The following is a 22,587-nucleotide window of genomic DNA, read 5'->3' on the forward strand; positions in this document are numbered from 1 at the left end:
CTGCAAAGATCTAATTAAAGGAAAAGCTGGTTGGAAATTGACCTAGAGGCTTGCTTTCTCTAGAATCGCCGGTCTCTTAAAACGGGGGCCATTCCGGCCCGTTGTGGACGAACCAGGTAACAACGCCATGAAACGTACTTTCCAACCAAGCACCATCAAACGCGCCCGTACTCACGGCTTCCGTGCTCGCATGGCTACCAAGAACGGCCGTGCTGTCCTGTCGCGTCGCCGCGCCAAAGGTCGTGCGCGTCTGGCAGTTTGATAATCCGGTACTGGTGGTGAGTCAGGACTTCAGTCGGGAAAAGCGTCTGCTAACCCCCCGGCACTTCAAGGCAGTCTTTGACTCCCCCACCGGCAAGGTTCCGGGGAAAAATCTCCTGCTCCTTGCGCGTAACAACGATCTGGATCACCCCCGTCTCGGGTTGGTGATCGGCAAGAAGAGCGTAAAGCTCTCCGTTGAGCGCAATCGCCTCAAGCGTCTGATGCGCGAATCGTTTCGCCTCCACCAGGACACTCTGGTTGGTTGGGATATTGTTATCGTCGCGCGCAAAGGCTTGGGGGACGTAGAAAACCCCGAATTGATTCAGCATTTCGGCAAGCTCTGGAAACGTTTGGCGCGTACCAACAAGCCAGCACCAGCAGTCAGCACCGAAACTGTAGGGGTAGACAGCACCAATGCGTAAACTGGCCCTCGTTCCGATCCAGTTTTACCGTTATGCCATTAGTCCTCTGATGGCTGACCACTGTCGTTTCTACCCCAGTTGTTCCTGCTACGCGTTAGAGGCCATAGAAAATCATGGTCTTCTGCGCGGTGGCTGGCTGGCCTTTCGTCGTTTAGGCCGCTGTCATCCGTGGAATCCCGGTGGTTATGACCCGGTTCCACCTATCCCTACCTCCCGTTCTTCTTCGATGGCCGAGTAATCATGGATATTAAACGCACGATCCTGATCGTCGCCCTGGCAATCGTGTCCTACGTCATGGTTCTTAAGTGGAACCAGGACTATGGCCAGGCTGCCCTGCCGACTCAGAATGTTGCTACCAATCAGGCTGCGCCGGCTATTCCGGACACTCCGTTGGGTAACAATGCGTCCGCGAGTGCCGATGTTCCCAGCGCGAATGGCGAGACAAACGCCCCTCTAGAAACGCCAGTGGTCACCAATAAAGACCTCATCCACGTTAAAACGGATGTGCTCGACCTGGCTATCGACCCACAAGGTGGTGATATCGCGCAGTTGAAACTGCCGCTGTATCCACGTCGCCAAGACCATCCGGATGTTCCGTTCCAACTGTTCGACAACGGTGGTGAACGTACTTATCTGGCACAAAGTGGCCTGACCGGCACCGACGGTCCTGATGCGCGTGCTACCGGTCGTCCGGTTTATTCGACCGAACAGAAGACTTATCAACTGGCTGATGGCCAGAACCAGTTGAACGTTGACCTGAAATTCAGTCAGGACGGCGTCAACTACATCAAGCGTTTCAGCTTCACCCGCGGTTTGTACGATCTGAAAGTCACTTATCTGATCGACAACGAAAGCGCCAAGCCTTGGAGCGGCAACCTGTTTGCCCAGCTCAAGCGTGATAACAGCGCCGATCCTTCTTCCAGCACTGCCACCGGCACCGCGACTTACCTGGGCGCCGCCCTGTGGACAAGTAGCGAGCCGTACAAAAAAGTGTCGATGAAAGATATCGACAAGGGCGCGCTGAAAGAAACTGTCCAAGGCGGCTGGGTTGCCTGGTTGCAACACTACTTCGTGACCGCATGGATCCCGAACAAGGGTGAAGCCAACCTGGTTCAAACCCGCAAAGACAGCCAAGGCAACTACATCATTGGTTTCACTGGCCCGGCGTTGACCGTCGCACCAGGTGCCAAGGCTGAAACCAGTGCCACTCTGTACGCCGGCCCGAAAAGCCAGGCAGTGCTGAAAGAGTTGTCCCCAGGTCTGGAACTGACTGTGGATTACGGCATTCTGTGGTTCATTGCCCAGCCGATCTTCTGGCTGCTGCAACATATCCACAGCATCGTCGGCAACTGGGGCTTCTCGATCATCTTCCTGACCATGCTGATCAAGGGGATCTTCTTCCCGCTGTCGGCAGCCAGCTACAAGTCGATGGCGCGCATGCGTGCCGTGGCCCCGAAACTGGCGGCGCTGAAAGAGCAACATGGTGACGACCGGCAGAAAATGTCGCAGGCCATGATGGAGCTGTACAAGAAAGAGAAGATCAACCCGCTGGGTGGATGCTTGCCTATTCTGGTACAGATGCCGGTATTCCTCTCGCTGTACTGGGTACTCCTGGAAAGCGTGGAAATGCGCCAGGCGCCGTTCATGCTGTGGATAACTGACCTGTCGATCAAAGACCCGTTCTTTATCCTGCCGATCATCATGGGCGCGACCATGTTCATCCAGCAGCGTTTGAACCCGACTCCGCCGGATCCGATGCAGGCCAAGGTAATGAAAATGATGCCAATCATCTTCACCTTCTTCTTCCTGTGGTTCCCTGCTGGTCTGGTGCTGTACTGGGTGGTCAACAACGTGTTGTCGATCTCTCAACAGTGGTACATCACACGTAAAATCGAAGCGGCTACCAAAAAAGCTGCGGCGTAATTTACTCTGTGGATAACCACTCAAGACGCCCCCTAGTGGGGCGTTTTGCTTTCCGTCACTTTTGTTCTGGAACCTGCTGATGAGCGCTCCTCGTGAAACCATCGCTGCTGTCGCCACCGCTCAAGGTCGCGGCGGTGTCGGTATCGTTCGAATTTCCGGGCCGCTGGCGGGTGTGGCAGCCCAGGCCATCAGCGGCCGTGAGTTGAAACCGCGATATGCCCATTACGGCCCCTTTCTGGATGCCGATAAAACCGTATTGGACGAAGGCCTGGCGCTGTATTTTCCCGGCCCCAACTCGTTCACCGGCGAAGACGTACTCGAATTACAGGGCCACGGCGGCCCAGTGGTCCTGGATATGTTGCTGCAGCGCTGCCTGCAGTTGGGCTGCCGCTTGGCGCGTCCGGGGGAATTCAGCGAGCGTGCGTTCCTGAATGACAAACTCGACCTGGCCCAGGCTGAAGCCATTGCCGACTTGATCGAAGCGAGTTCTGCACAGGCAGCGCGCAATGCATTGCGCTCGTTGCAGGGGGCCTTTTCGTTGCGTGTGCATAACTTGACCGAGCAGTTGATCAGCCTGCGCATCTACGTCGAGGCCGCGATTGATTTCCCGGAGGAAGAAATCGACTTCCTTGCCGATGGCCATGTCCTGGCGATGCTCGATAAGGTTCGTGATGAGTTATCCACAGTACTGCGCGAAGCCGGGCAGGGCGCCTTGCTGCGTGACGGTATGACAGTGGTGATTGCCGGCCGACCGAATGCCGGCAAGTCGAGCCTGCTCAATGCCCTGGCAGGTCGCGAAGCGGCCATCGTTACCGAGATTGCCGGCACCACCCGGGATATCTTGCGCGAACATATCCACATCGATGGCATGCCCCTGCACGTGGTCGACACGGCCGGTTTGCGCGACACCGATGACCAGGTCGAAAAGATCGGCGTAGAGCGTGCACTCAAGGCTATCGGCGAAGCGGATCGAGTACTGCTAGTGGTGGATGCCACGGCGCCAGAGGCTGTGGATCCTTTTGCGCTGTGGCCAGAATTCCTCGAACAGCGGCCGGACCCGGCGAAGGTCACCTTAATTCGCAACAAGGCTGACCTGACCGGCGAAGCCATTGCCATGGAAACCAGCGAGGACGGCCATGTCACCATCAGCTTGAGCGCAAAGTCGGCCGGCGATGGCTTGGAATTGTTGCGCGACCATCTCAAGGCCTGCATGGGCTATGAGCAAACCTCGGAGAGCAGCTTCAGCGCACGCCGCAGGCACCTGGAGGCGCTGCGTCATGCCAGCGCGGCGTTGGAGCACGGTCGGGCACAACTGACCTTGGCGGGGGCAGGGGAGCTGCTGGCTGAGGATTTGCGTCAGGCGCAGCAGCTGTTGGGCGAGATCACCGGCGCGTTCAGCTCGGATGATCTGTTGGGACGGATCTTTTCCAGCTTCTGTATCGGCAAATAGCGGCGTTATCCACAGCGCTCTACCAGTTGTAGGACACCGTACCGAGCAAGGTACGGCTGTCACCCCAATAGCAACGCCCCGCATCGTTGCAACCGGATACGTATTCCTTGTCGAACAGGTTCTTGGCGTTCACATCCACCGACCAGTGTTTGTCGATCTGATAACCGATGGCCGCATCCACCAACGTGACGCTTCCGGCATCCAGCTTTCCGTACAGCGTCGGTGCTGTGTAGGAAAAGGTGCTGTCGAAGTAGCGCACACCGCCGCCCAGAGACAAGCCCTTCAGCTGACCATCGAGGAAGCGATATTTGCCCCATACCGACGCCTGGTTGCGTGGAACCCCAGTCATTTGGCGCCCTTCGACCAATGATGTGGCGGAATCCTTGGTAATCCTTGCGTCGGTGTAAGTGTAGGCCGCAGTCATATTCAGGTTGGGGGTGATGTTGCTGTTGATCTCCACTTCCGCACCTTTGGCGCGGCTCTCGCCGACTTGGCGATAGCTGTTGGTGGTAGCATCCAGATACGTGTCGTCTTGCTTGCGCAGGTCATACACCGACAGCGTCATCGCGGTGTCCCAGCCAATCGGTTCGTACTTCACACCCACTTCGTATTGGCTGCTGGTGATCGGCTTCAGCGGCGCACCGGCGTTGGAGATCTGCTGCACCGGGACAAAGGCGGTGGAGTAGCTGACATACGGCGTCAGGCCGTTGTCGAACTGGTACATCACGCCGCCCTGGTACGTGAACTTCTTGTCTTCGGAGCCGGTGTTGCTGGCCTTGTTCACTTTGTCGCGGAAATCACTGTCGACCCAGTCCTGGCGACCGCCCAGCAGGAACAGCCAGTGGTCATATTTGCTCTGTACCTGTGCATAAACGCCCTTCATCTGCTGTTCGAGCAGGGTGTTTTGAACCGCGATAGGCGTGAGCGGATCGCGCAGGTACACCGGGTTATACACATTGATGGTGCCGGCAAAGCCTGCATCCCAGTCTTGATTGAACGAGGTGCGGTCGTAGCTGGCGCCAAACAGCACGGTGTTTTCCAGGCCGCCCACCTCGAATTTGCCCTCGAGCTGGTTATCCAGCGAATAGACCATGGACTTGTTGTAGCGGTCGTAGGCGGTCATGTTCAGCTGGGTGCCGAAGCCGCGATTGTTCAGCGCGCCGGGCCAGGTTTCATGGCGGTTGATGCGTGACTGCATGTAGCGCGAGTTCTGGCGGAACTGCCAATCATCATTGAAGCTATGGCTGAACTCGTAGCCGGCGCTCCAGGCTTCCCGTTCGAAGGTGTTCCAGTCCGGGTCGCCAAGCATGGTGTGTTTGGACAGCTTGCCATTGGGGTTATTCAGCAACGTGCCGGCGGCCGGTAAGCCAAGTTCCAGATTGGTATGGTCCTTCTGGTAGTTGGCCAGCAGCGTCAGGGTGTTGTAGTCGTCGAAGTTCAGGGTCAGGGACGGTGCGATGTACAAGCGATCATCAGGAACGTGATCGGTTTGAGTGTCGGATTTGCGTCCCAACATGACCACGCGGCCGAGGATGTTGTCGCTGTCATTGAGCGGGCCCGAGATATCCACACCCAACTGGCGTCGATTGTTGGAGCCGTAACCCAATTGCACCTCGCCCTGGGGCGCAGTCGTTGGGTGTTTGCTGACCAGGTTGACCAGCCCGCCGGGCGCGTTTTCCCCGTAGAGCAGGGAAGACGGGCCACGGAAAATCTCGACGCGCTCCAGTCCATACGGTTCGCTGGTGGTGTCATACCGATTGCCCTGCACCCGAAGGCCATCGCGCAGCAGGCCGTAGCCATAATCCGTGGCGTTGAAGCCACGAATGAAGAACAGGTCACCGGCCAGGCCGTCGCCGGCGGCAAAAGGTGGCGCGAAGATCCCCGGTACGTAACCCAATACGTCCGTCAGCGTTTGCGACTTCTGATCCTTGATACGTTGGCCAGTAACCACCGAAACCGAACGCGGGGTTTCCGAGAGCGGCGTGCTGGTCTTGGTGCCGATGCGGCTGTTTTGCGCCTTGTAGCCCACATCGCCAGCAATGTCTTGATTGAAACCGAGCTGTTGATAAGTGCTCACAGTCGTCGGTGCCAGCGTCAGTTGCCCGGCCGGTGCCGCCTGCAATACATAGCTTCCGGGGGCTTGCGTGACTGCCTGCAACCCAGAGTTTTGCAGCAACAGCGCAAAGCCTTGATCAATCGAGTAGTCACCTTCCAGCCCAGGCGTATTCAAACGCGCGGTCTGCTGCGGCGAGAACGACAGAATCACATTAGCCTTGGCGGCAAACTGGCTCAAGGCGGCATCCAGTGGGCCGGCAGCGATGGTGTAGTGTTGCGCGACGCTGGCGGCCATGGCGCCTGTGGACAACACAACACCGGCCGTAGTCGCCGTGGCCAGCAGTAAACCGTAGGTCATGCCGTGGTAAGAGAGTCGTTGGCGAAACTTGGTTGGGAGGCGCATAGGTGGGTAAGCCCTGAAGGTAACGTCGTGATTACCTGTAGGGCCGGGCCAGGTAAAAAAAAGATAACCCCCCTGTGGATTATTTTTTGCGTTCAACCAACGCGCTTCACCGAGACCCAATAGCGAGTGAAATATTTCACCTGGATCGGCAGCGTGGCTTGCAGGTTGGCCAGGACTGCATCGGTGGAGTCGAGGCGAAACGTTCCCGAGACCCGCAGCCCGGCAGAAGCCGAATCGCACTGCAGGACACCTGGGCGATAACGCGCCAGGTCGTTGATCAGATCCCCAAGCCGAGCGTCGAGAACGATCACCTGGCCATCGACCCAAGCGGTCTGGATGCTGCGATAGGCTTGGTTGGGGGCGATGTTCTGGCGGTCGAAGTCAGCGCTTTCTCCAGCTTTCAATAATCGGCTGTGCTCCGGTTGATCAGCAGGCGAAACGCTCACCCGATCTTCGAGCACACCCACACGCGTCGAATCCGGCAACTGGCGCACGGTAAACCGAGTGCCCAACGCCTGAACCCGACCTTGGTGGGTGTCGACATAAAAAGGCGTCTGCCCACCCAGTTTGCCGGTGTGGATAAGTACCTCGCCCTCGCGCAGGCGGACCAAACGCTGGCGCCCGTCGAACGCCACATCAATGGCGGTGCTGGTATTGAGGTCAATACGAGTGCCATCGGCCAGCTCGATGCGTCGCCGTTCACCGATACGTGTGCGGTAATCCGCCCAGACACTACCCAGCGACGTGTGTTCTTGGACGTTCCAGCCCAGATAACCGGTGCCGCCCAGCACCAGCATCCACTTGAGCACCTGCCGCCGTTGTTGCGTGGCCGATAAAGCGCGACGGGTGAAATCCTGCGGCAGAGCGCCAAGGCTGCGCTGAATTTGCTCCATCTGATTCCACGCCGCCTGATGCGCAGGGTCGCCATTGAGCCACTGCTGCCAGGCATGCCGCTCAGCGGGCGTAGGCGGTTGCGATTGAAACTGCACGTACCAACTGGCAGCCGCTTCGAAAACCTTGCGGTCCGGGGCGGCCATTACAGGCTGGCCATGAGCAATGAGCATTCAGTCAGGGCGCGAATCATGTGTTTCTTTACGGTGGTCAGCGAGACCTGCAGTTGGTCGGCGATTTGTTGATAAGTCAGGCCCTCGATCTGCGACAGCATGAAAATTCGTCGGGCTCGATCGCCAAGGTCAGCCAGGGCTTTATCCACAGCCACCAGGGTTTCAATGATGATGGCCTTGTCTTCTTCACTGATGGCAGTGGCTTCGGGGCGCTCAGCCAACGACTGTTTATAAGCCTGTTCAATCGCATGCCGGCGATAGCGGTCAATCACCAAACCTCTAGCGATGGTTGCCAGGTAGTCCCGGGGTTCGAGGATCTGTGCCGCATGCCGCCCGCCCAAAATACGCACGAACGTATCGTGGGCCACATCGGCCGCATCGCAGGCGTTATGCAACTTACCTTTTAGCCACCCTTGCAGCCACGAATGGTGCTGCTCATAGATGTGCTGGACTGCAACCGAGTGGGATGGAGGAGGCATAGGGCGCGATGAGCTAGGTTAATGATAATTACTATTATTAACTGCCACACCGATTTCTCACAATAGCTCCGTTTTTGAAGTGTTGTTTGCCAGGTCTCAGGATTTCGGTGGTGTCGTCGTGGGCGAAATACACCATTTCTGTGGATTAAGCCCTGTGAATAACCGCCCTTGTGCCCAGTTGATAACAGGGCCTGAAACCTGAGTAAAAACCTCTCTGTGGATAACCACCTGTTTAATCCACAGGCTTAAAGCACTTATCCAAGGGCCTCGTTGGCACATGACCACAGACTTTTGAATCGCTGTACACAACGAAAATTAAGGCCTGTAGAGATCTATCCACAGAAAGTAGGCTCAGTAGAAATAAACATAAAAACAAAGATCTTATAAATTTCTTTCTTTTTAATTTCTATTGTCTGTGATTCATCCACAGCTGGTTAAATTTTGTGCAAAGGGTTCTTTAGGAAGGGCTAAGTCCCTATACTTGCCGCCAAAGCTCTAAAACTCTTTCAACAATCAATTCCTGATTACCTACATAAGCAGGCACGAGGTGCGTGGTGGATTTCCCTTCCCGTTTTGAAGTGATCGTCATCGGCGGCGGTCATGCCGGTACCGAGGCAGCACTGGCCTCAGCACGCATGGGCGTTAAAACCCTGTTGCTGACGCACAACGTGGAAACCCTCGGTGCCATGAGTTGCAACCCCGCCATTGGCGGGATCGGCAAAAGCCATCTGGTCAAGGAAATCGACGCCCTCGGCGGTGTCATGGCCATGGCGACCGACAAGGGTGGTATTCAATTTCGCGTGCTCAACAGCCGCAAAGGCCCGGCCGTACGGGCTACTCGGGCACAAGCTGACCGCATCCTGTACAAGGCCGCGGTACGCGAAACCCTGGAAAACCAGCCGAACCTGTGGATATTTCAGCAAGCAGCGGATGACCTGATCGTCGAACAAGACCAGGTTCGCGGTGTTGTCACGCAAATGGGCCTGCGTTTCTTCGCAGAATCCGTGGTGTTGACCACCGGTACATTCCTCGGCGGACTTATCCACATCGGCATGCAGAACTATTCCGGTGGCCGCGCCGGCGATCCGCCGTCGATTGCTTTGGCAAAACGCCTGCGTGAATTGCCGCTGCGCGTCGGCCGCCTGAAAACCGGGACCCCGCCACGTATCGACGGGCGTTCTGTGGATTTCTCGGTGATGACCGAACAGGCCGGCGATACGCCAATCCCGGTGATGTCGTTCATGGGTTCCAAAGAGCAGCACCCCAAACAGGTCAGCTGCTGGATTACCCACACCAACGCCCGCACCCACGAAATCATTGCCGCGAACCTCGACCGTTCGCCGATGTATTCCGGGGTGATCGAAGGCATCGGCCCGCGTTATTGCCCATCGATCGAAGACAAGATTCACCGCTTTGCCGACAAGGAAAGCCACCAGGTCTTCATCGAGCCCGAAGGCTTGACCACCCACGAGCTGTACCCGAACGGCATTTCCACTTCCCTGCCGTTCGATGTGCAAATCCAGATCGTGCAGTCGATTCGCGGCATGGAAAACGCCCACATCGTGCGCCCGGGCTACGCCATCGAGTACGACTACTTCGACCCGCGTGACCTGAAGTACAGCCTCGAAACCAAAGTGATCGGCGGCCTGTTCTTCGCGGGGCAAATCAACGGCACCACCGGTTACGAAGAAGCCGGCGCCCAAGGTTTGCTGGCCGGGACCAACGCAGCACTGCGTGCACAAGGCAAAGACAGCTGGTGCCCGCGTCGCGATGAGGCGTATATCGGTGTGTTGGTCGATGACCTGATTACTCTCGGGACTCAGGAACCGTACCGGATGTTTACGTCCCGGGCCGAATACCGCCTGATCCTGCGCGAAGACAACGCCGACCTGCGCCTGACCGAAAAAGGTCGCGAGCTGGGCCTGGTCGATGACGCACGCTGGGCTGCGTTCTGCAAAAAACGCGAAAGCATCGCGCTGGAAGAACAGCGTCTGAAAAGTACCTGGGTTCGCCCAGGCACCGAGCAGGGCGACGCGATTGCCGAAAAATTCGGCACGCCGCTGACCCACGAATACAACTTGCTGAACCTGCTGTCCCGTCCGGAAATCGACTACGCTGGTCTGGTCGAAGTGACAGGCCACGGTGCAGAAGACCCACAGGTCGCCGAACAGGTTGAAATCAAGACCAAATACGCCGGCTACATTGATCGCCAACAGGACGAGATCGCTCGCCTGCGCGCCAGTGAAGACACCAAGCTGCCTGTGGATATCGATTACACCGGGATATCCGGGTTGTCGAAAGAAATCCAAAGCAAGCTGGGGATAACTCGGCCGGAGACACTTGGCCAGGCTTCACGTATCCCGGGCGTCACCCCGGCAGCGATTTCGCTGTTGATGATTCATTTGAAAAAACGCGGCGCGGGCCGTCAGTTGGAGCAAAGCGCTTGAGTTCGTTGGTCACCTCGCAACACGCCGAAGAGTTATCCACAGGCGCTCGCCAGCTTGGCGTCAACCTGACCGAAGCCCAGCACGAATTGCTGCTGGGTTATCTGGCCCTGTTGATCAAATGGAACAAGGCTTACAACCTCACAGCAGTGCGCGACCCGGACGAAATGGTCTCGCGGCATCTGCTCGACAGCCTGAGCGTCATGCCGTTTATCGAAAACGGTCGCTGGCTCGACGTGGGCAGTGGCGGCGGCATGCCTGGCATCCCGCTGGCCATCCTGTTTCCCGAGTCGCAAGTCACGTGCCTGGACAGCAATGGCAAGAAAACCCGCTTCCTGACCCAGGTCAAACTCGAACTCAAGCTGGATAACCTCAACGTTATCCACAGTCGCGTCGAAGCCTTCACGCCGCAGCAGCCCTTCAACGGAATTGTTTCCCGGGCATTCAGCAGCATGGAGAACTTCAGCAACTGGACCCGCCACTTAGGCGACCGCGACACCCGTTGGCTGGCAATGAAGGGCGTTCATCCAAGCGACGAGCTGTTAGCATTGCCGGCAGACTTCCACCTCGATAGCGAACACGCCTTGGCCGTACCCGGTTGCCAAGGCCAACGCCATCTGCTGATACTGCGCCGCACGGCATGATTGGGAACACAAGCAAGAATGGCTAAGGTATTCGCGATAGCGAACCAGAAAGGTGGCGTGGGCAAAACCACCACCTGCATCAACCTCGCAGCATCCCTGGTCGCGACCAAGCGCCGGGTGCTGTTGATCGATCTCGATCCACAGGGCAACGCCACCATGGGTAGCGGTGTGGATAAACACGGCCTGGAAAACTCGGTCTACGACTTGCTGATTGGCGAGTGCGACCTGGCCCAGGCCATGCACTATTCCGAGCATGGCGGTTATCAACTGCTGCCGGCCAACCGCGATTTGACCGCGGCGGAAGTGGTGCTGCTGGAAATGCAGATGAAAGAAAGCCGCCTGCGCAGCGCCTTGGCGCCGATCCGCGAGAATTACGACTACATTTTGATCGACTGCCCGCCGTCGTTGTCGATGCTGACGTTGAACGCGCTGGTGGCAGCCGATGGGGTGATTATCCCCATGCAGTGCGAGTACTTCGCGCTCGAAGGCTTGAGCGACCTTGTGGATAACATCAAGCGTATCGCCGAGTTGCTCAACCCGAACCTGCAAATCGAAGGCCTGCTGCGGACCATGTACGATCCGCGCCTGAGCCTGATGAACGATGTGTCGGCGCAGCTCAAGGAACACTTCGGTGATCAGCTGTACGACACCGTGATTCCACGCAACATCCGCCTGGCCGAAGCGCCAAGCTATGGCATGCCCGCGCTGGCGTACGACAAATCATCCCGTGGCGCCATTGCCTACCTGGCACTCGCCGGCGAGATGGTTCGCCGTCAACGCCGCAACTCACGCACCGCTGCAGCCCAGCCAACTTAAGGAATCCCCATGGCCGTCAAGAAACGAGGTCTCGGACGTGGACTGGATGCACTGCTGAGTGGTCCGACTGTCACTTCGCTTGAAGAACAAGCGGTGCAAGCCGACGAGCGCGAGCTGCAACACTTGCCGCTGGACCTGATCCAGCGCGGTAAATATCAACCACGCCGGGACATGGACCCCCAGGCGCTGGAAGAACTGGCCAATTCGATCAAGGCCCAGGGCGTGATGCAGCCGATCGTGGTGCGCCCGATTGGCGGTGGCCGCTTTGAGATCATCGCTGGCGAACGCCGCTGGCGCGCCAGCCAGCAGGCCGGCAAGGACACCATCCCGGCGATGGTGCGCGATGTGCCGGACGAAACCGCCATCGCCATGGCGTTGATCGAGAACATCCAGCGCGAAGACCTCAACCCAATCGAGGAAGCGATCGCCCTGCAGCGTTTGCAGCAGGAATTCAAACTGACTCAACAGGAAGTGGCCGATGCGGTGGGTAAATCCCGCGTCACCGTGTCCAACTTGTTGCGCTTGATTGCGTTGCCGGAAGTCATCAAGACCATGTTGTCCCACGGCGACCTGGAAATGGGTCATGCCCGTGCTTTGCTCGGTTTGCCGGAAAATCAACAGGTTGAAGGGGCGCGACACGTTGTCGCACGCGGCCTCACCGTTCGTCAGACTGAGGCGTTGGTTCGCCAATGGCTCAGCGGTAAACCTGCACCGGTCGAAACCGCCAAACCTGATCCGGATATCGCGCGACTCGAGCAGCGCCTGGCCGAGCGCCTAGGCTCTGCGGTGCAAATTCGTCACGGCAAGAAAGGCAAAGGGCAATTAGTCATCGGATATAACTCACTCGATGAGCTTCAGGGCGTCCTTGCCCACATCCGCTGAAACATTTGCTTATGTAGCGCGCGATCGGAAAACACTACCCGACAGTTGAATAGGGGCAGAACCGCCCCTATACTCTGCGCGCATTTTGTCGGCACAAATTATGCCAAGTTATTGATTCTCGGCAGCCGACCATTGAGGAGCAAGAGTGATGGAAACCCGCACGCCAAACACGTTGCCGTTCCATCGCTTGGCCGTTTTCCCGGTTTTATTGGCTCAATTTGTCATTTTGCTGATCGCCGCATTGGCGCTTTGGTATTGGCATGGAGTCGTAGCCGGATATTCAGGACTCTGCGGAGGCCTGATAGCCTTGCTGCCCAATATGTATTTTGCTCACAGGGCCTTTCGGTTTTCCGGCGCCCGAGCAGCCCAGGCTATCGTCCGGTCTTTTTATGCTGGCGAAGCAGGGAAACTGATTTTGACGGCAGTGCTGTTTGCACTGACCTTTGCAGGTGTGAAGCCACTGGCGCCGCTGGCTGTATTCGGCGTCTTCGTGTTGACCCAACTGGTCAGCTGGTTCGCTCCCCTGCTAATGAAAACAAGACTTTCGAAACCTTAGGGCGTTTGAGGCAACCATGGCAGAAACAACCGCTTCGGGCTATATCCAGCACCACTTGCAGAACCTGACCTTCGGTCAGCTTCCCAACGGCGGCTGGGGCTTCGCCCACTCCGCAGCAGAAGCCAAAGAAATGGGCTTCTGGGCTTTCCACCTGGATACTCTGGGCTGGTCGGTCGCATTGGGTCTGATCTTCGTCCTGATTTTCCGCATGGCGGCAAAAAAGGCGACTTCCGGTCAGCCAGGTGCTTTGCAGAACTTCGTTGAAGTACTGGTCGAATTCGTCGATGGCAGCGTGAAAGACAGCTTCCATGGCCGTAGCCCGGTGATTGCACCGCTGGCACTGACCATCTTCGTCTGGGTATTCCTGATGAACGCCGTCGACCTGATCCCGGTGGACTGGATTCCTCAGTTGGCCATGGCGATCTCCGGCGACCCGCACATTCCATTCCGTGCCGTATCGACTACTGACCCGAACGCTACCCTGGGCATGGCCCTGTCGGTGTTCGCGTTGATCATTTTCTACAGCATCAAGATCAAGGGCATCGGCGGCTTCATCGGCGAACTGACCCTGCACCCGTTCGGCAGCAAGAACATCTTCGTTCAAGCCCTGCTGATCCCGGTGAACTTCCTGCTGGAATTCGTGACGCTGATCGCCAAGCCAATTTCCCTGGCCCTGCGACTGTTCGGCAACATGTATGCCGGCGAGCTGGTGTTCATCCTGATCGCTGTGATGTTCGGCAGCGGCCTGCTCTGGCTTAGCGGCCTGGGCATTGTTCTGCAGTGGGCGTGGGCTGTGTTCCACATCCTGATCATCACCCTGCAGGCCTTCATCTTCATGATGCTGACCATCGTCTACCTGTCGATGGCGCACGAAGAGAACCATTAAGACCGGTCTCGACCAGTCTGATGTCCTTCCCGGTAACACGGGAAGGTGGCCCAACAGGGCTATGAAACGATTTGTTTTACCGCTTTAAAATCTAAAAAACCTAAACCATACGACGTAAAAGTCGGGAGGAAAGATGGAAACTGTAGTTGGTCTAACCGCTATCGCTGTTGCACTGTTGATCGGCCTGGGCGCCCTGGGTACTGCCATTGGTTTCGGCCTGCTCGGCGGCAAGTTCCTGGAAGGCGCAGCGCGTCAGCCAGAAATGGTGCCAATGCTGCAAGTTAAAATGTTCATCGTTGCCGGCCTGCTCGACGCCGTGACCATGATCGGTGTTGGTATCGCTCTGTTCTTCACCTTCGCGAACCCCTTCGTTGGTCAACTCGCCGGTTAATCACTCGTTTTTTCGAGTGATTGGTGTGTTGTGCAACGAACGAGCGAGGTATTGGCGTGAACATTAATGCAACCATTATTGGTCAGTCCTTAGCGTTCTTGATTTTTGTCGTTTTCTGCATGAAGTTCGTATGGCCTCCGGTCATCGCGGCTCTGCATGAACGTCAAAAGAAGATCGCGGATGGACTGGACGCTGCCACCCGTGCAGCTCGCGACCTGGAGTTGGCCCAAGAGAAAGCGGGCCATCAACTGCGCGATGCTAAGGCACAGGCAGCTGAAATCATTGAGCAAGCCAAGAAGCGCGGTAATCAGATTGTTGAAGAGGCTGTTGAAAAAGCCCGTATCGACGCTGACCGTGTGAAGGTTCAGGCTCAGGCCGAGATCGAGCAGGAACTGAACGGTGTCAAAGATGCGCTGCGTGCCCAACTGGGTGCTCTGGCCGTCGGCGGTGCTGAGAAGATCCTGGGTGCCACAATCGATCAAAACGCGCACGCGGAGCTGGTAAACAAACTGGCTGCTGAAATTTAAGCGAGGGCGATCATGGCAGAATTGACCACGTTGGCCCGACCTTACGCTAAGGCAGCCTTCGAGCACGCCCAGGCCCACCAGCAGCTGGCCTCTTGGTCAGCCATGCTCGGCCTGGCTGCAGCAGTGTCGCAAGACGACACCATGCAGCGCGTGCTCAAGGCCCCGCGACTGACGAGCGCAGACAAGGCCGCCACGTTTATTGACGTGTGCGGCGACAAGTTTGATGTGAAAGTGCAGAACTTCATCCACGTCGTTGCCGAAAACGACCGTCTCCCGCTGTTGCCGGAGATTGCCGCTCTTTTCGACCTGTACAAGGCCGAGCAAGAGAAGTCGGTAGACGTTGAAGTGACCAGTGCTTTTGCATTGAACCAAGAACAGCAAGACAAACTCGCCAAGGTTCTCAGTGCACGACTCGACCGGGAAGTGCGCCTGCAAGTTGCGGAAGACCCATCCCTCATTGGGGGTGTTGTCATTCGCGCCGGCGACCTGGTTATCGATGGCTCGATTCGCGGCAAACTCGCGAATCTTGCCGAAGCATTGAAATCTTGAGTTTGAAGGGGCAGCAGAGCAATGCAGCAACTCAATCCTTCCGAAATAAGTGAAATTATCAAGGGCCGCATCGACAAGCTCGATGTGACCTCCCAAGCCCGTAACGAAGGCACTGTCGTCAGCGTATCTGACGGCATCGTGCGGATTCACGGTCTGGCCGACGTAATGTACGGCGAGATGATCGAGTTTCCGGGCGGCGTCTACGGTATGGCCCTCAACCTGGAGCAAGACTCCGTAGGTGCCGTTGTATTGGGCGCGTACACCAGTCTGGCTGAAGGCATGAGCGCCAAGTGCACAGGCCGCATCCTGGAAGTTCCGGTTGGTAAGGAACTGCTGGGTCGCGTAGTCGACGCACTGGGTAACCCTGTTGACGGTAAAGGTCCACTGGGCAACACCGAGACCGACGCGGTCGAGAAAGTTGCTCCAGGCGTGATCTGGCGTAAGTCGGTAGACCAGCCTGTACAGACTGGCTACAAGGCTGTCGATGCCATGATCCCAGTCGGCCGTGGCCAGCGTGAGCTGATCATCGGTGACCGTCAGATCGGTAAAACCGCTCTGGCGATCGACGCGATCATCAACCAGAAGAACAGCGGCATTTTCTGCGTCTACGTAGCCATTGGTCAGAAGCAATCGACCATCGCCAACGTGGTTCGCAAGCTGGAAGAAAACGGCGCCCTGGCCAACACGATCATCGTGGCTGCCAGTGCTTCGGAATCTCCTGCGCTGCAATTCCTGGCACCGTACTCCGGTTGCACCATGGGTGAATTCTTCCGCGACCGCGGTGAAGACGCGCTGATCGTTTATGACGATCTGTCCAAGCAAGCAGTGGCTTACCGCCAGATTTCCCTGCTGCTGCGCCGTCCACCAGGCCGTGAAGCGTACCCAGGCGACGTGTTCTATCTCCACTCCCGTCTGCTGGAGCGCGCATCCCGCGTATCCGAAGAGTACGTAGAGAAGTTCACCAACGGCGCAGTGACCGGCAAAACCGGTTCCCTGACCGCATTGCCGATCATCGAAACCCAGGCTGGCGACGTTTCCGCGTTCGTTCCGACCAACGTGATTTCCATCACCGACGGTCAGATCTTCCTGGAATCGGCCATGTTCAACTCGGGCATCCGCCCTGCAGTGAACGCCGGTGTTTCGGTATCCCGTGTGGGTGGTGCCGCTCAGACCAAGATCATCAAGAAGCTCTCCGGTGGTATCCGTACCGCTCTGGCTCAGTACCGTGAACTGGCGGCATTCGCCCAGTTCGCTTCTGACCTGGACGAAGCGACCCGTAAGCAACTTGAGCATGGTCAGCGCGTTACCGAGCTGATGAAGCAGAAGCAATACGCCCCAATGTCGATCGCTGACATGGCGTTGTCGCTGTATGCCGCTGAGCGTGGGTTCCTGACCGACGTTGAAATCGCCAAGGTCGGCAGCTTTGAACAAGCGCTGATTGCTTACTTCAACCGCGATCACGCCGAATTGATGGCGAAGATCAACGTGAAGGGTGACTTCAATGACGATATCGATGCTGGCATGAAAGCCGGTATCGAGAAGTTCAAGGCCACCCAAACCTGGTAAGCCGCAGCGGGAGCCGCAAGGCTCCCGCTTGCTAACCTGATAGGTGTTACATGGCAGGCGCAAAAGAGATTCGCAGTAAGATTGCGAGCATCAAAAGCACGCAAAAAATTACCAGCGCCATGGAAAAAGTGGCGGTCAGCAAAATGCGCAAGGCACAAATGCGCATGGCTGCTAGCCGTCCTTATGCGGAGCGTATCCGCCAGGTAATTGGGCATCTGGCCAACGCCAACCCGGAATACCGCCACCCGTTCATGATCGACCGCGACGTTAAGCGTGTGGGTTATGTGGTAGTGAGCAGTGACCGTGGTTTGTGCGGTGGTTTGAATACCAACCTGTTCAAGGCCCTGGTCAAGGACATGGCGGTAAACCGCGAAAAGGGCGTCGAGATCGATCTGTGTGTTGTTGGTAGCAAGGGTGCGGCCTTTTTCCGTAACTTCGGCGGTAACGTCGTTGCAGCTATCAGCCACCTGGGTGAAGAGCCGTCGATCAATGATTTGATCGGCAGTGTGAAGGTGATGCTGGATGCATACCTGGAAGGCCGGATTGACCGCCTCTCCGTGGTATCCAACAAGTTCATCAACACCATGACCCAGCAGCCGACCGTGGAGCAATTGATTCCACTGGTGGCGACTCCGGATCAGGAACTCAAGCACCACTGGGACTACCTCTACGAACCAGACGCCAAAGAGCTGCTTGACGGCTTGATGGTGCGCTACGTGGAGTCGCAGGTTTACCAGGCGGTGGTCGAGAACAACGCAGCTGAACAAGCGGCGCGGATGATCGCGATGAAAAACGCTACCGATAACGCCGGTGATCTGATCAGCGATTTGCAGCTGATCTACAACAAGGCGCGTCAGGCTGCGATCACCCAAGAGATCTCGGAAATCGTCGGCGGCGCTGCCGCGGTTTAACGGTTCAAATATTCAGAGGATCCAGCTATGAGTAGCGGACGTATCGTTCAAATCATCGGCGCCGTTATCGACGTGGAATTTCCACGCGACAGCGTACCGAGCATCTACAACGCGCTGAAAGTACAAGGCGCGGAAACCACCCTGGAAGTTCAGCAGCAGCTGGGCGACGGCGTGGTTCGTACCATTGCGATGGGTTCCACCGAAGGCTTGAAGCGCGGTCTGGACGTTGTCGACACTGGCGCTGCCATCTCCGTACCGGTCGGTAAAGCGACCCTGGGCCGGATCATGGACGTACTGGGCAACCCGATTGACGAAGCTGGCCCGATCGACACCGAAGAGCGCTGGGGCATTCACCGTCCAGCTCCTTCGTTCGCCGAGCAAGCTGGCGGCAACGATCTGCTGGAAACCGGCATCAAGGTTATCGACCTGGTTTGCCCGTTCGCCAAAGGCGGTAAAGTCGGTCTGTTCGGTGGTGCCGGTGTAGGCAAGACCGTGAACATGATGGAACTGATCCGTAACATCGCCATCGAGCACAGCGGTTATTCCGTGTTCGCCGGTGTGGGTGAGCGTACTCGTGAGGGTAACGACTTCTACCACGAGATGAAGGACTCCAACGTTCTGGACAAAGTGGCACTGGTTTACGGTCAGATGAACGAGCCGCCGGGTAACCGTCTGCGCGTAGCACTGACTGGCCTGACCATGGCCGAGAAGTTCCGTGACGAAGGTAACGACGTTCTGCTGTTCGTCGACAACATCTACCGTTACACCTTGGCCGGTACTGAAGTATCCGCACTGCTGGGCCGTATGCCTTCCGCAGTAGGTTACCAGCCGACCCTGGCTGAAGAGATGGGCGTTCTGCAAGAACGTATCACTTCGACCAAAGAAGGTTCGATCACCTCGATCCAAGCGGTATACGTACCTGCGGATGACTTGACTGACCCATCGCCTGCTACCACCTTCGCCCACTTGGACGCCACCGTCGTTCTGTCCCGTGACATCGCTTCCCTGGGTATCTACCCAGCGGTCGATCCACTCGACTCGACTTCGCGCCAGCTGGACCCGAACGTGATCGGCCAGGAGCACTACGACACCGCTCGCGGCGTTCAGTACGTGCTGCAGCGTTACAAAGAACTGAAGGACATCATTGCGATCCTGGGTATGGACGAGCTGTCGGAAACCGACAAGCAGTTGGTATCCCGCGCTCGTAAGATCCAGCGCTTCTTGTCGCAGCCGTTCTTCGTGGCTGAAGTCTTCACCGGTGCTTCGGGTAAATACGTTTCCCTGAAAGACACCATTGCTGGCTTCAAAGGCATCCTCAACGGTGACTACGACCACCTGCCAGAACAAGCGTTCTACATGGTCGGCGGCATCGAAGAAGCGATCGAGAAAGCCAAGAAACTGTAATCCCGGCGCCCGGCAACGGGCGCTCATCAGGTTGAGGCAATCAGATGGCTATGACAGTCCATTGCGATATCGTCAGCGCGGAAGGGGAAATCTTCTCCGGTCTGGTAGAAATGGTGATTGCACACGGCGAACTCGGTGACCTGGGTATTGCCATGGGCCACGCGCCGTTGATCACCAGCTTGAAGCCAGGTCCGATCACTCTGACCAAGCAAGGCGGGGAAAAAGAGGTGTTTTACATCTCTGGTGGTTTCCTCGAGGTTCAGCCGAACATGGTCAAGGTACTTGCCGACACCGTGCAACGTGCTGGCGACCTGGATGAAGCCTCCGCTCAGGAAGCCGTCAAGGCTGCCGAGAAGGCCCTGAACGAAAAGGGCGCGGACTTCGACTACAGCGCTGCTGCTGTACGTCTGGCCGAGGCTGCAGCTCAGCTGCGCACGCTCCAGCAGTTACGCAAGAAGTAAGCGGCCACGCCGCCATGCTTCAAGCGCGATTGATTAAAAAGGGTAGCCTCGGCTACCCTTTTTCTTTTTTTGCAAAACACTTCTCTGGTCTAAAGCCGGACCGCCCAGGATTGGTAGCCATTCATGTCTCTTGAAATCGTCATTCTCGCCGCAGGCCAGGGCACCCGCATGCGTTCGGCCCTGCCCAAGGTGCTGCACCCGGTCGCGGGCAACTCCATGCTCGGCCATGTTATCCACAGCGCCCGGCAACTCGACCCACAGCGTATTCACGTGGTCATCGGCCATGGCGCCGATGTGGTACGTGAACGCCTGGCGGCAGATGACCTGAATTTCGTTTTGCAGGACAAACAGCTCGGCACCGGCCATGCCACCGCGCAAGCCGTGCCGTTCATCAGCGCCGACACCGTGCTGATCCTCTACGGCGACGTGCCGCTGATCGAAGTGGAAACCCTGCAGCGCCTGCTCAAGCACGTAGTGCCTGGCCAGATGGGCCTGCTCACCGTTGAGCTGGATGACCCCACCGGCTATGGCCGCATCGTGCGCAATGCCGACGGCAAGGTGGCGGCTATCGTCGAGCACAAAGACGCCAGCGAAGCCCAGCGCGCCATTACTGAAGGCAACACCGGGATTCTCGCGGTGCCGGCCAACAAGCTCGCCGACTGGATGAGCCGCCTGTCCAACAACAACGCCCAGGGCGAGTACTACCTCACCGACGTGATCGAGATGGCGGTGAGCGATGGCCTGCTGGTCGCCACCGAGCAGCCCCACGACCCGATGGAAGTGCAGGGCGCCAACGACCGCAAGCAGCTCGCCGAGCTGGAGCGCCACTACCAACTGCGCGAAGGCCGCCGCCTGATGGCCCAAGGCGTGACCTTGCGCGACCCGGCCCGCTTCGATGTGCGCGGTGAAGTCACCGTGGGCCGTGACGTGCTGATCGACATCAACGTGATCCTCGAAGGCCGCGTCATCATCGAAGACGACGTGGTGATTGGCCCCAACTGCGTGATCAAGGACAGCACCCTGCGCAAAGGCGTGGTGGTGAAAGCCAACAGCCATATCGACGGCGCGGTGATGGGTGAGGGCAGCGATGCCGGGCCGTTTGCGCGGTTGCGTCCGGGCAGCGTGCTCGGCGCCAGGGCTCATGTGGGTAACTTCGTCGAGTTGAAAAACGCGCAAATGGGCGACGATGCCAAGGCAGGCCACCTGGCCTATCTGGGTGATGCGGTGATTGGTGCACGCAGCAACATTGGCGCGGGTGCGATCACCTGCAACTACGATGGCGCCAATAAGTACCAGACCACCATTGGTGAGGATGTATTCATCGGCTCCAATAACTCGTTGATTGCACCCGTCACCATTGGCGATGGATCGAACACCGCAGCGGGCTCAACCATCAACCAGGATGTGGATAAGTCTCAACTGGCGGTAGCCCGCGCCCGCCAACGCAACATCGACGGTTGGAAACGCCCGGTCAAAATCAAGAAGACCTGAGTTATCCACAACCCAACTGGCTAATGCTATCTCCTGTGGGAGCTGGCTTGCCTGCGATAGCGGTCTGACATATACCCTGAATGTCGCCTGACAATCCGCTATCGCAGGCAAGCCAGCTCCCACATTTGATTTGTGGCGACTTTAAAAATATCGCGTGCCCCGCTTGACGATCTTCCCCCAATAGGTTTTTATTGCCTTCGTTATCTTTCGAAACGAAACTTACCATCACCATGTCGAAACGAAATACCCCCCAACGACGCCACAATATCCTGACCTTGCTCAATGAACAGGGCGAAGTCAGCGTGGACGAGTTGGCCAAGCGTTTCGAAACTTCGGAAGTGACCATCCGCAAGGACTTGGCCGCTTTGGAAAGCAACGGCCTGCTGCTGCGCCGCTACGGTGGCGCCATCACCATGCCCCAAGAGCTGGTGGGCGACGCCGCGCAACCCATCTCGGCCTACAAGCGTGCCATCGCGCGTGCGGCCGTGATGCGCTTGCGTGAACACGCGCGCATCATCATCGACAGCGGCAGCACCACCGCCGCGATGATCCCCGAGCTGGGCCACCAGCCCGGCCTGGTGGTGATGACCAACTCCTTGCACGTGGCCAGCGCCTTGAGCGAACTGGAACACGAACCGGTGCTGCTCATGACCGGCGGCACCTGGGACCCGCATTCGGATTCATTCCAGGGCCAGGTCGCCGAGCAAGTGCTGCGTTCCTACGACTTTGATCAGCTGTTCATCGGCGCCGACGGCATCGATCTGCAGCGCGGCACCACCACCTTCAACGAACTGCTGGGCCTGAGCCGCGTGATGGCCGAGGTCGCCCGTGAAGTGGTGGTGATGGTCGAATCCGACAAGATCGGCCGCAAGATTCCCAACCTGGAACTGCCCTGGAGCAGCGTCCATACCCTTATTACCGATGATCGCCTGCCGCTTGAGGCCCGCGACCAGATCCAAGCCCGCGGCATTACGCTGATATGCGCGGCAATCATCTAGGAGA

23 protein-coding genes are annotated in these 22,587 nt (G+C 57.5%); 20 read left to right on the top strand and 3 right to left on the bottom strand.

Features of this window, described 5'->3' with window-relative positions; all coding sequences use genetic code 11:
• The first annotated feature begins 127 nt into the window (after positions 1 to 127).
• The 5 genes from rpmH to mnmE all read left to right on the top strand — a co-directional run bounded on the left by rpmH (position 128) and on the right by mnmE (position 4,056).
• On the top strand, positions 128 to 262 hold the full coding sequence (gene rpmH / locus L8I05_RS13590) for a 50S ribosomal protein L34 (protein ID WP_003213577.1): 135 nt from the start codon (positions 128 to 130) through the stop codon (positions 260 to 262).
• 16 nt (positions 263 to 278) lie between these two features.
• Entirely contained in the window at positions 279 to 683 is a 405-nt protein-coding gene (gene rnpA, locus L8I05_RS13595; RefSeq protein WP_026013533.1) for a ribonuclease P protein component, read from the top strand.
• On the top strand, positions 676 to 921 hold the full coding sequence (gene yidD / locus L8I05_RS13600) for a membrane protein insertion efficiency factor YidD (RefSeq protein WP_083355989.1): 246 nt from the start codon (positions 676 to 678) through the stop codon (positions 919 to 921). The genes rnpA and yidD overlap by 8 nt, the downstream gene beginning before the upstream one ends.
• A 2-nt stretch (positions 922 to 923) precedes the next feature.
• Positions 924 to 2,606: a membrane protein insertase YidC gene (gene yidC / locus L8I05_RS13605; protein WP_159961271.1), complete on the top strand. Its 1,683-nt coding sequence runs from the start codon at positions 924 to 926 to the stop codon at positions 2,604 to 2,606.
• A gap of 79 nt (positions 2,607 to 2,685) precedes the next feature.
• On the top strand, positions 2,686 to 4,056 hold the full coding sequence (gene mnmE / locus L8I05_RS13610) for a tRNA uridine-5-carboxymethylaminomethyl(34) synthesis GTPase MnmE (protein WP_177016774.1): 1,371 nt from the start codon (positions 2,686 to 2,688) through the stop codon (positions 4,054 to 4,056).
• Positions 4,057 to 4,075: 19 nt separating this feature from the next.
• Here mnmE and L8I05_RS13615 read toward each other — a convergent pair whose 3' ends face one another.
• The 3 genes from L8I05_RS13615 to L8I05_RS13625 form a co-directional block, all read right to left on the bottom strand.
• Positions 4,076 to 6,514 (bottom strand): TonB-dependent siderophore receptor, encoded by a 2,439-nt coding sequence (locus L8I05_RS13615; RefSeq protein ID WP_242169533.1) that lies wholly within the window; start codon positions 6,512 to 6,514, stop codon positions 4,076 to 4,078.
• Positions 6,515 to 6,606: 92 nt separating this feature from the next.
• Positions 6,607 to 7,551, bottom strand: coding sequence for a FecR domain-containing protein (locus L8I05_RS13620; RefSeq protein ID WP_242169535.1), 945 nt, complete (start codon positions 7,549 to 7,551; stop codon positions 6,607 to 6,609).
• Positions 7,551 to 8,057: a sigma-70 family RNA polymerase sigma factor gene (locus tag L8I05_RS13625; RefSeq protein ID WP_177016771.1), complete on the bottom strand. Its 507-nt coding sequence runs from the start codon at positions 8,055 to 8,057 to the stop codon at positions 7,551 to 7,553. Before L8I05_RS13625 ends, L8I05_RS13620 begins: the two co-directional genes overlap by 1 nt.
• Positions 8,058 to 8,611: 554 nt before the next feature.
• Here L8I05_RS13625 and mnmG point away from each other — a divergent pair.
• The 15 genes from mnmG to L8I05_RS13700 all read left to right on the top strand — a co-directional run bounded on the left by mnmG (position 8,612) and on the right by L8I05_RS13700 (position 22,583).
• The gene (gene mnmG, locus L8I05_RS13630) at positions 8,612 to 10,504 is read left to right on the top strand and encodes a tRNA uridine-5-carboxymethylaminomethyl(34) synthesis enzyme MnmG (protein ID WP_003195895.1); all 1,893 of its coding nucleotides are present in this window, start codon (positions 8,612 to 8,614) and stop codon (positions 10,502 to 10,504) included.
• Complete coding sequence (rsmG, locus tag L8I05_RS13635; protein WP_159961259.1) at positions 10,501 to 11,145, top strand: 16S rRNA (guanine(527)-N(7))-methyltransferase RsmG; 645 nt, start codon at positions 10,501 to 10,503, stop codon at positions 11,143 to 11,145. The genes mnmG and rsmG overlap by 4 nt, the downstream gene beginning before the upstream one ends.
• 18 nt (positions 11,146 to 11,163) lie before the next feature.
• A complete protein-coding gene (locus L8I05_RS13640) occupies positions 11,164 to 11,961 on the top strand; it encodes a ParA family protein (RefSeq protein ID WP_017477894.1) in 798 nt (265 codons plus the stop codon).
• Positions 11,962 to 11,970: 9 nt separating this feature from the next.
• Entirely contained in the window at positions 11,971 to 12,843 is an 873-nt protein-coding gene (locus L8I05_RS13645; RefSeq protein WP_094949087.1) for a ParB/RepB/Spo0J family partition protein, read from the top strand.
• Between the two features lie 148 nt (positions 12,844 to 12,991).
• Positions 12,992 to 13,399, top strand: a complete 408-nt coding sequence (locus L8I05_RS13650; RefSeq protein WP_010565865.1) for a F0F1 ATP synthase subunit I — start codon at positions 12,992 to 12,994, stop codon at positions 13,397 to 13,399.
• A gap of 16 nt (positions 13,400 to 13,415) precedes the next feature.
• Entirely contained in the window at positions 13,416 to 14,285 is an 870-nt protein-coding gene (gene atpB, locus L8I05_RS13655; RefSeq protein ID WP_017736231.1) for a F0F1 ATP synthase subunit A, read from the top strand.
• Positions 14,286 to 14,418: 133 nt separating this feature from the next.
• Positions 14,419 to 14,676 carry a F0F1 ATP synthase subunit C gene (gene atpE / locus L8I05_RS13660; protein WP_002555987.1) on the top strand — a complete coding sequence of 86 codons (258 nt, stop codon included), beginning with the start codon at positions 14,419 to 14,421 and terminating at the stop codon, positions 14,674 to 14,676.
• 56 nt (positions 14,677 to 14,732) lie between these two features.
• Positions 14,733 to 15,203, top strand: coding sequence for a F0F1 ATP synthase subunit B (locus tag L8I05_RS13665; RefSeq protein ID WP_083355998.1), 471 nt, complete (start codon positions 14,733 to 14,735; stop codon positions 15,201 to 15,203).
• A 12-nt stretch (positions 15,204 to 15,215) separates the two neighbouring features.
• Positions 15,216 to 15,752: a F0F1 ATP synthase subunit delta gene (locus L8I05_RS13670; protein WP_057439298.1), complete on the top strand. Its 537-nt coding sequence runs from the start codon at positions 15,216 to 15,218 to the stop codon at positions 15,750 to 15,752.
• Between the two features lie 21 nt (positions 15,753 to 15,773).
• The gene (gene atpA / locus L8I05_RS13675; protein ID WP_003177064.1) at positions 15,774 to 17,318 is read left to right on the top strand and encodes a F0F1 ATP synthase subunit alpha; all 1,545 of its coding nucleotides are present in this window, start codon (positions 15,774 to 15,776) and stop codon (positions 17,316 to 17,318) included.
• A gap of 50 nt (positions 17,319 to 17,368) precedes the next feature.
• Positions 17,369 to 18,229: a F0F1 ATP synthase subunit gamma gene (atpG, locus tag L8I05_RS13680; protein WP_159961255.1), complete on the top strand. Its 861-nt coding sequence runs from the start codon at positions 17,369 to 17,371 to the stop codon at positions 18,227 to 18,229.
• 27 nt (positions 18,230 to 18,256) lie between these two features.
• On the top strand, positions 18,257 to 19,633 hold the full coding sequence (gene atpD / locus L8I05_RS13685; protein WP_015886645.1) for a F0F1 ATP synthase subunit beta: 1,377 nt from the start codon (positions 18,257 to 18,259) through the stop codon (positions 19,631 to 19,633).
• 44 nt (positions 19,634 to 19,677) lie between these two features.
• Complete coding sequence (locus L8I05_RS13690) at positions 19,678 to 20,094, top strand: F0F1 ATP synthase subunit epsilon (RefSeq protein WP_058424358.1); 417 nt, start codon at positions 19,678 to 19,680, stop codon at positions 20,092 to 20,094.
• A 123-nt stretch (positions 20,095 to 20,217) separates the two neighbouring features.
• Positions 20,218 to 21,585: a bifunctional UDP-N-acetylglucosamine diphosphorylase/glucosamine-1-phosphate N-acetyltransferase GlmU gene (gene glmU / locus L8I05_RS13695; protein ID WP_242169536.1), complete on the top strand. Its 1,368-nt coding sequence runs from the start codon at positions 20,218 to 20,220 to the stop codon at positions 21,583 to 21,585.
• Positions 21,586 to 21,815: 230 nt separating this feature from the next.
• Positions 21,816 to 22,583, top strand: coding sequence for a DeoR family transcriptional regulator (locus L8I05_RS13700; RefSeq protein ID WP_106575964.1), 768 nt, complete (start codon positions 21,816 to 21,818; stop codon positions 22,581 to 22,583).
• Positions 22,584 to 22,587 lie beyond the last annotated feature (4 nt).

It is taken from the genome of Pseudomonas sp. MONT-RG-20F-20-E-7-02 (assembly GCF_022662395.1).
Taxonomy (GTDB): Bacteria; Pseudomonadota; Gammaproteobacteria; order Pseudomonadales; family Pseudomonadaceae; genus Aquipseudomonas.

Coding starts and splice junctions, on each gene's coding strand:
- rpmH (WP_003213577.1), top strand. CDS start 128: ATGAAACGTACTTTCCAACCAAGCACCATCAAACGCGCCCGTACTCAC.
- yidD (WP_083355989.1), top strand. CDS start 676: ATGCGTAAACTGGCCCTCGTTCCGATCCAGTTTTACCGTTATGCCATT.
- yidC (WP_159961271.1), top strand. CDS start 924: ATGGATATTAAACGCACGATCCTGATCGTCGCCCTGGCAATCGTGTCC.
- mnmE (WP_177016774.1), top strand. CDS start 2,686: ATGAGCGCTCCTCGTGAAACCATCGCTGCTGTCGCCACCGCTCAAGGT.
- L8I05_RS13615 (WP_242169533.1), bottom strand. CDS start 6,514: ATGCGCCTCCCAACCAAGTTTCGCCAACGACTCTCTTACCACGGCATG.
- L8I05_RS13620 (WP_242169535.1), bottom strand. CDS start 7,551: ATGGCCGCCCCGGACCGCAAGGTTTTCGAAGCGGCTGCCAGTTGGTAC.
- L8I05_RS13625 (WP_177016771.1), bottom strand. CDS start 8,057: ATGCCTCCTCCATCCCACTCGGTTGCAGTCCAGCACATCTATGAGCAG.
- L8I05_RS13640 (WP_017477894.1), top strand. CDS start 11,164: ATGGCTAAGGTATTCGCGATAGCGAACCAGAAAGGTGGCGTGGGCAAA.
- L8I05_RS13645 (WP_094949087.1), top strand. CDS start 11,971: ATGGCCGTCAAGAAACGAGGTCTCGGACGTGGACTGGATGCACTGCTG.
- L8I05_RS13650 (WP_010565865.1), top strand. CDS start 12,992: ATGGAAACCCGCACGCCAAACACGTTGCCGTTCCATCGCTTGGCCGTT.
- atpB (WP_017736231.1), top strand. CDS start 13,416: ATGGCAGAAACAACCGCTTCGGGCTATATCCAGCACCACTTGCAGAAC.
- atpE (WP_002555987.1), top strand. CDS start 14,419: ATGGAAACTGTAGTTGGTCTAACCGCTATCGCTGTTGCACTGTTGATC.
- L8I05_RS13670 (WP_057439298.1), top strand. CDS start 15,216: ATGGCAGAATTGACCACGTTGGCCCGACCTTACGCTAAGGCAGCCTTC.
- atpA (WP_003177064.1), top strand. CDS start 15,774: ATGCAGCAACTCAATCCTTCCGAAATAAGTGAAATTATCAAGGGCCGC.
- atpG (WP_159961255.1), top strand. CDS start 17,369: ATGGCAGGCGCAAAAGAGATTCGCAGTAAGATTGCGAGCATCAAAAGC.
- atpD (WP_015886645.1), top strand. CDS start 18,257: ATGAGTAGCGGACGTATCGTTCAAATCATCGGCGCCGTTATCGACGTG.
- L8I05_RS13690 (WP_058424358.1), top strand. CDS start 19,678: ATGGCTATGACAGTCCATTGCGATATCGTCAGCGCGGAAGGGGAAATC.
- glmU (WP_242169536.1), top strand. CDS start 20,218: ATGTCTCTTGAAATCGTCATTCTCGCCGCAGGCCAGGGCACCCGCATG.
- L8I05_RS13700 (WP_106575964.1), top strand. CDS start 21,816: ATGTCGAAACGAAATACCCCCCAACGACGCCACAATATCCTGACCTTG.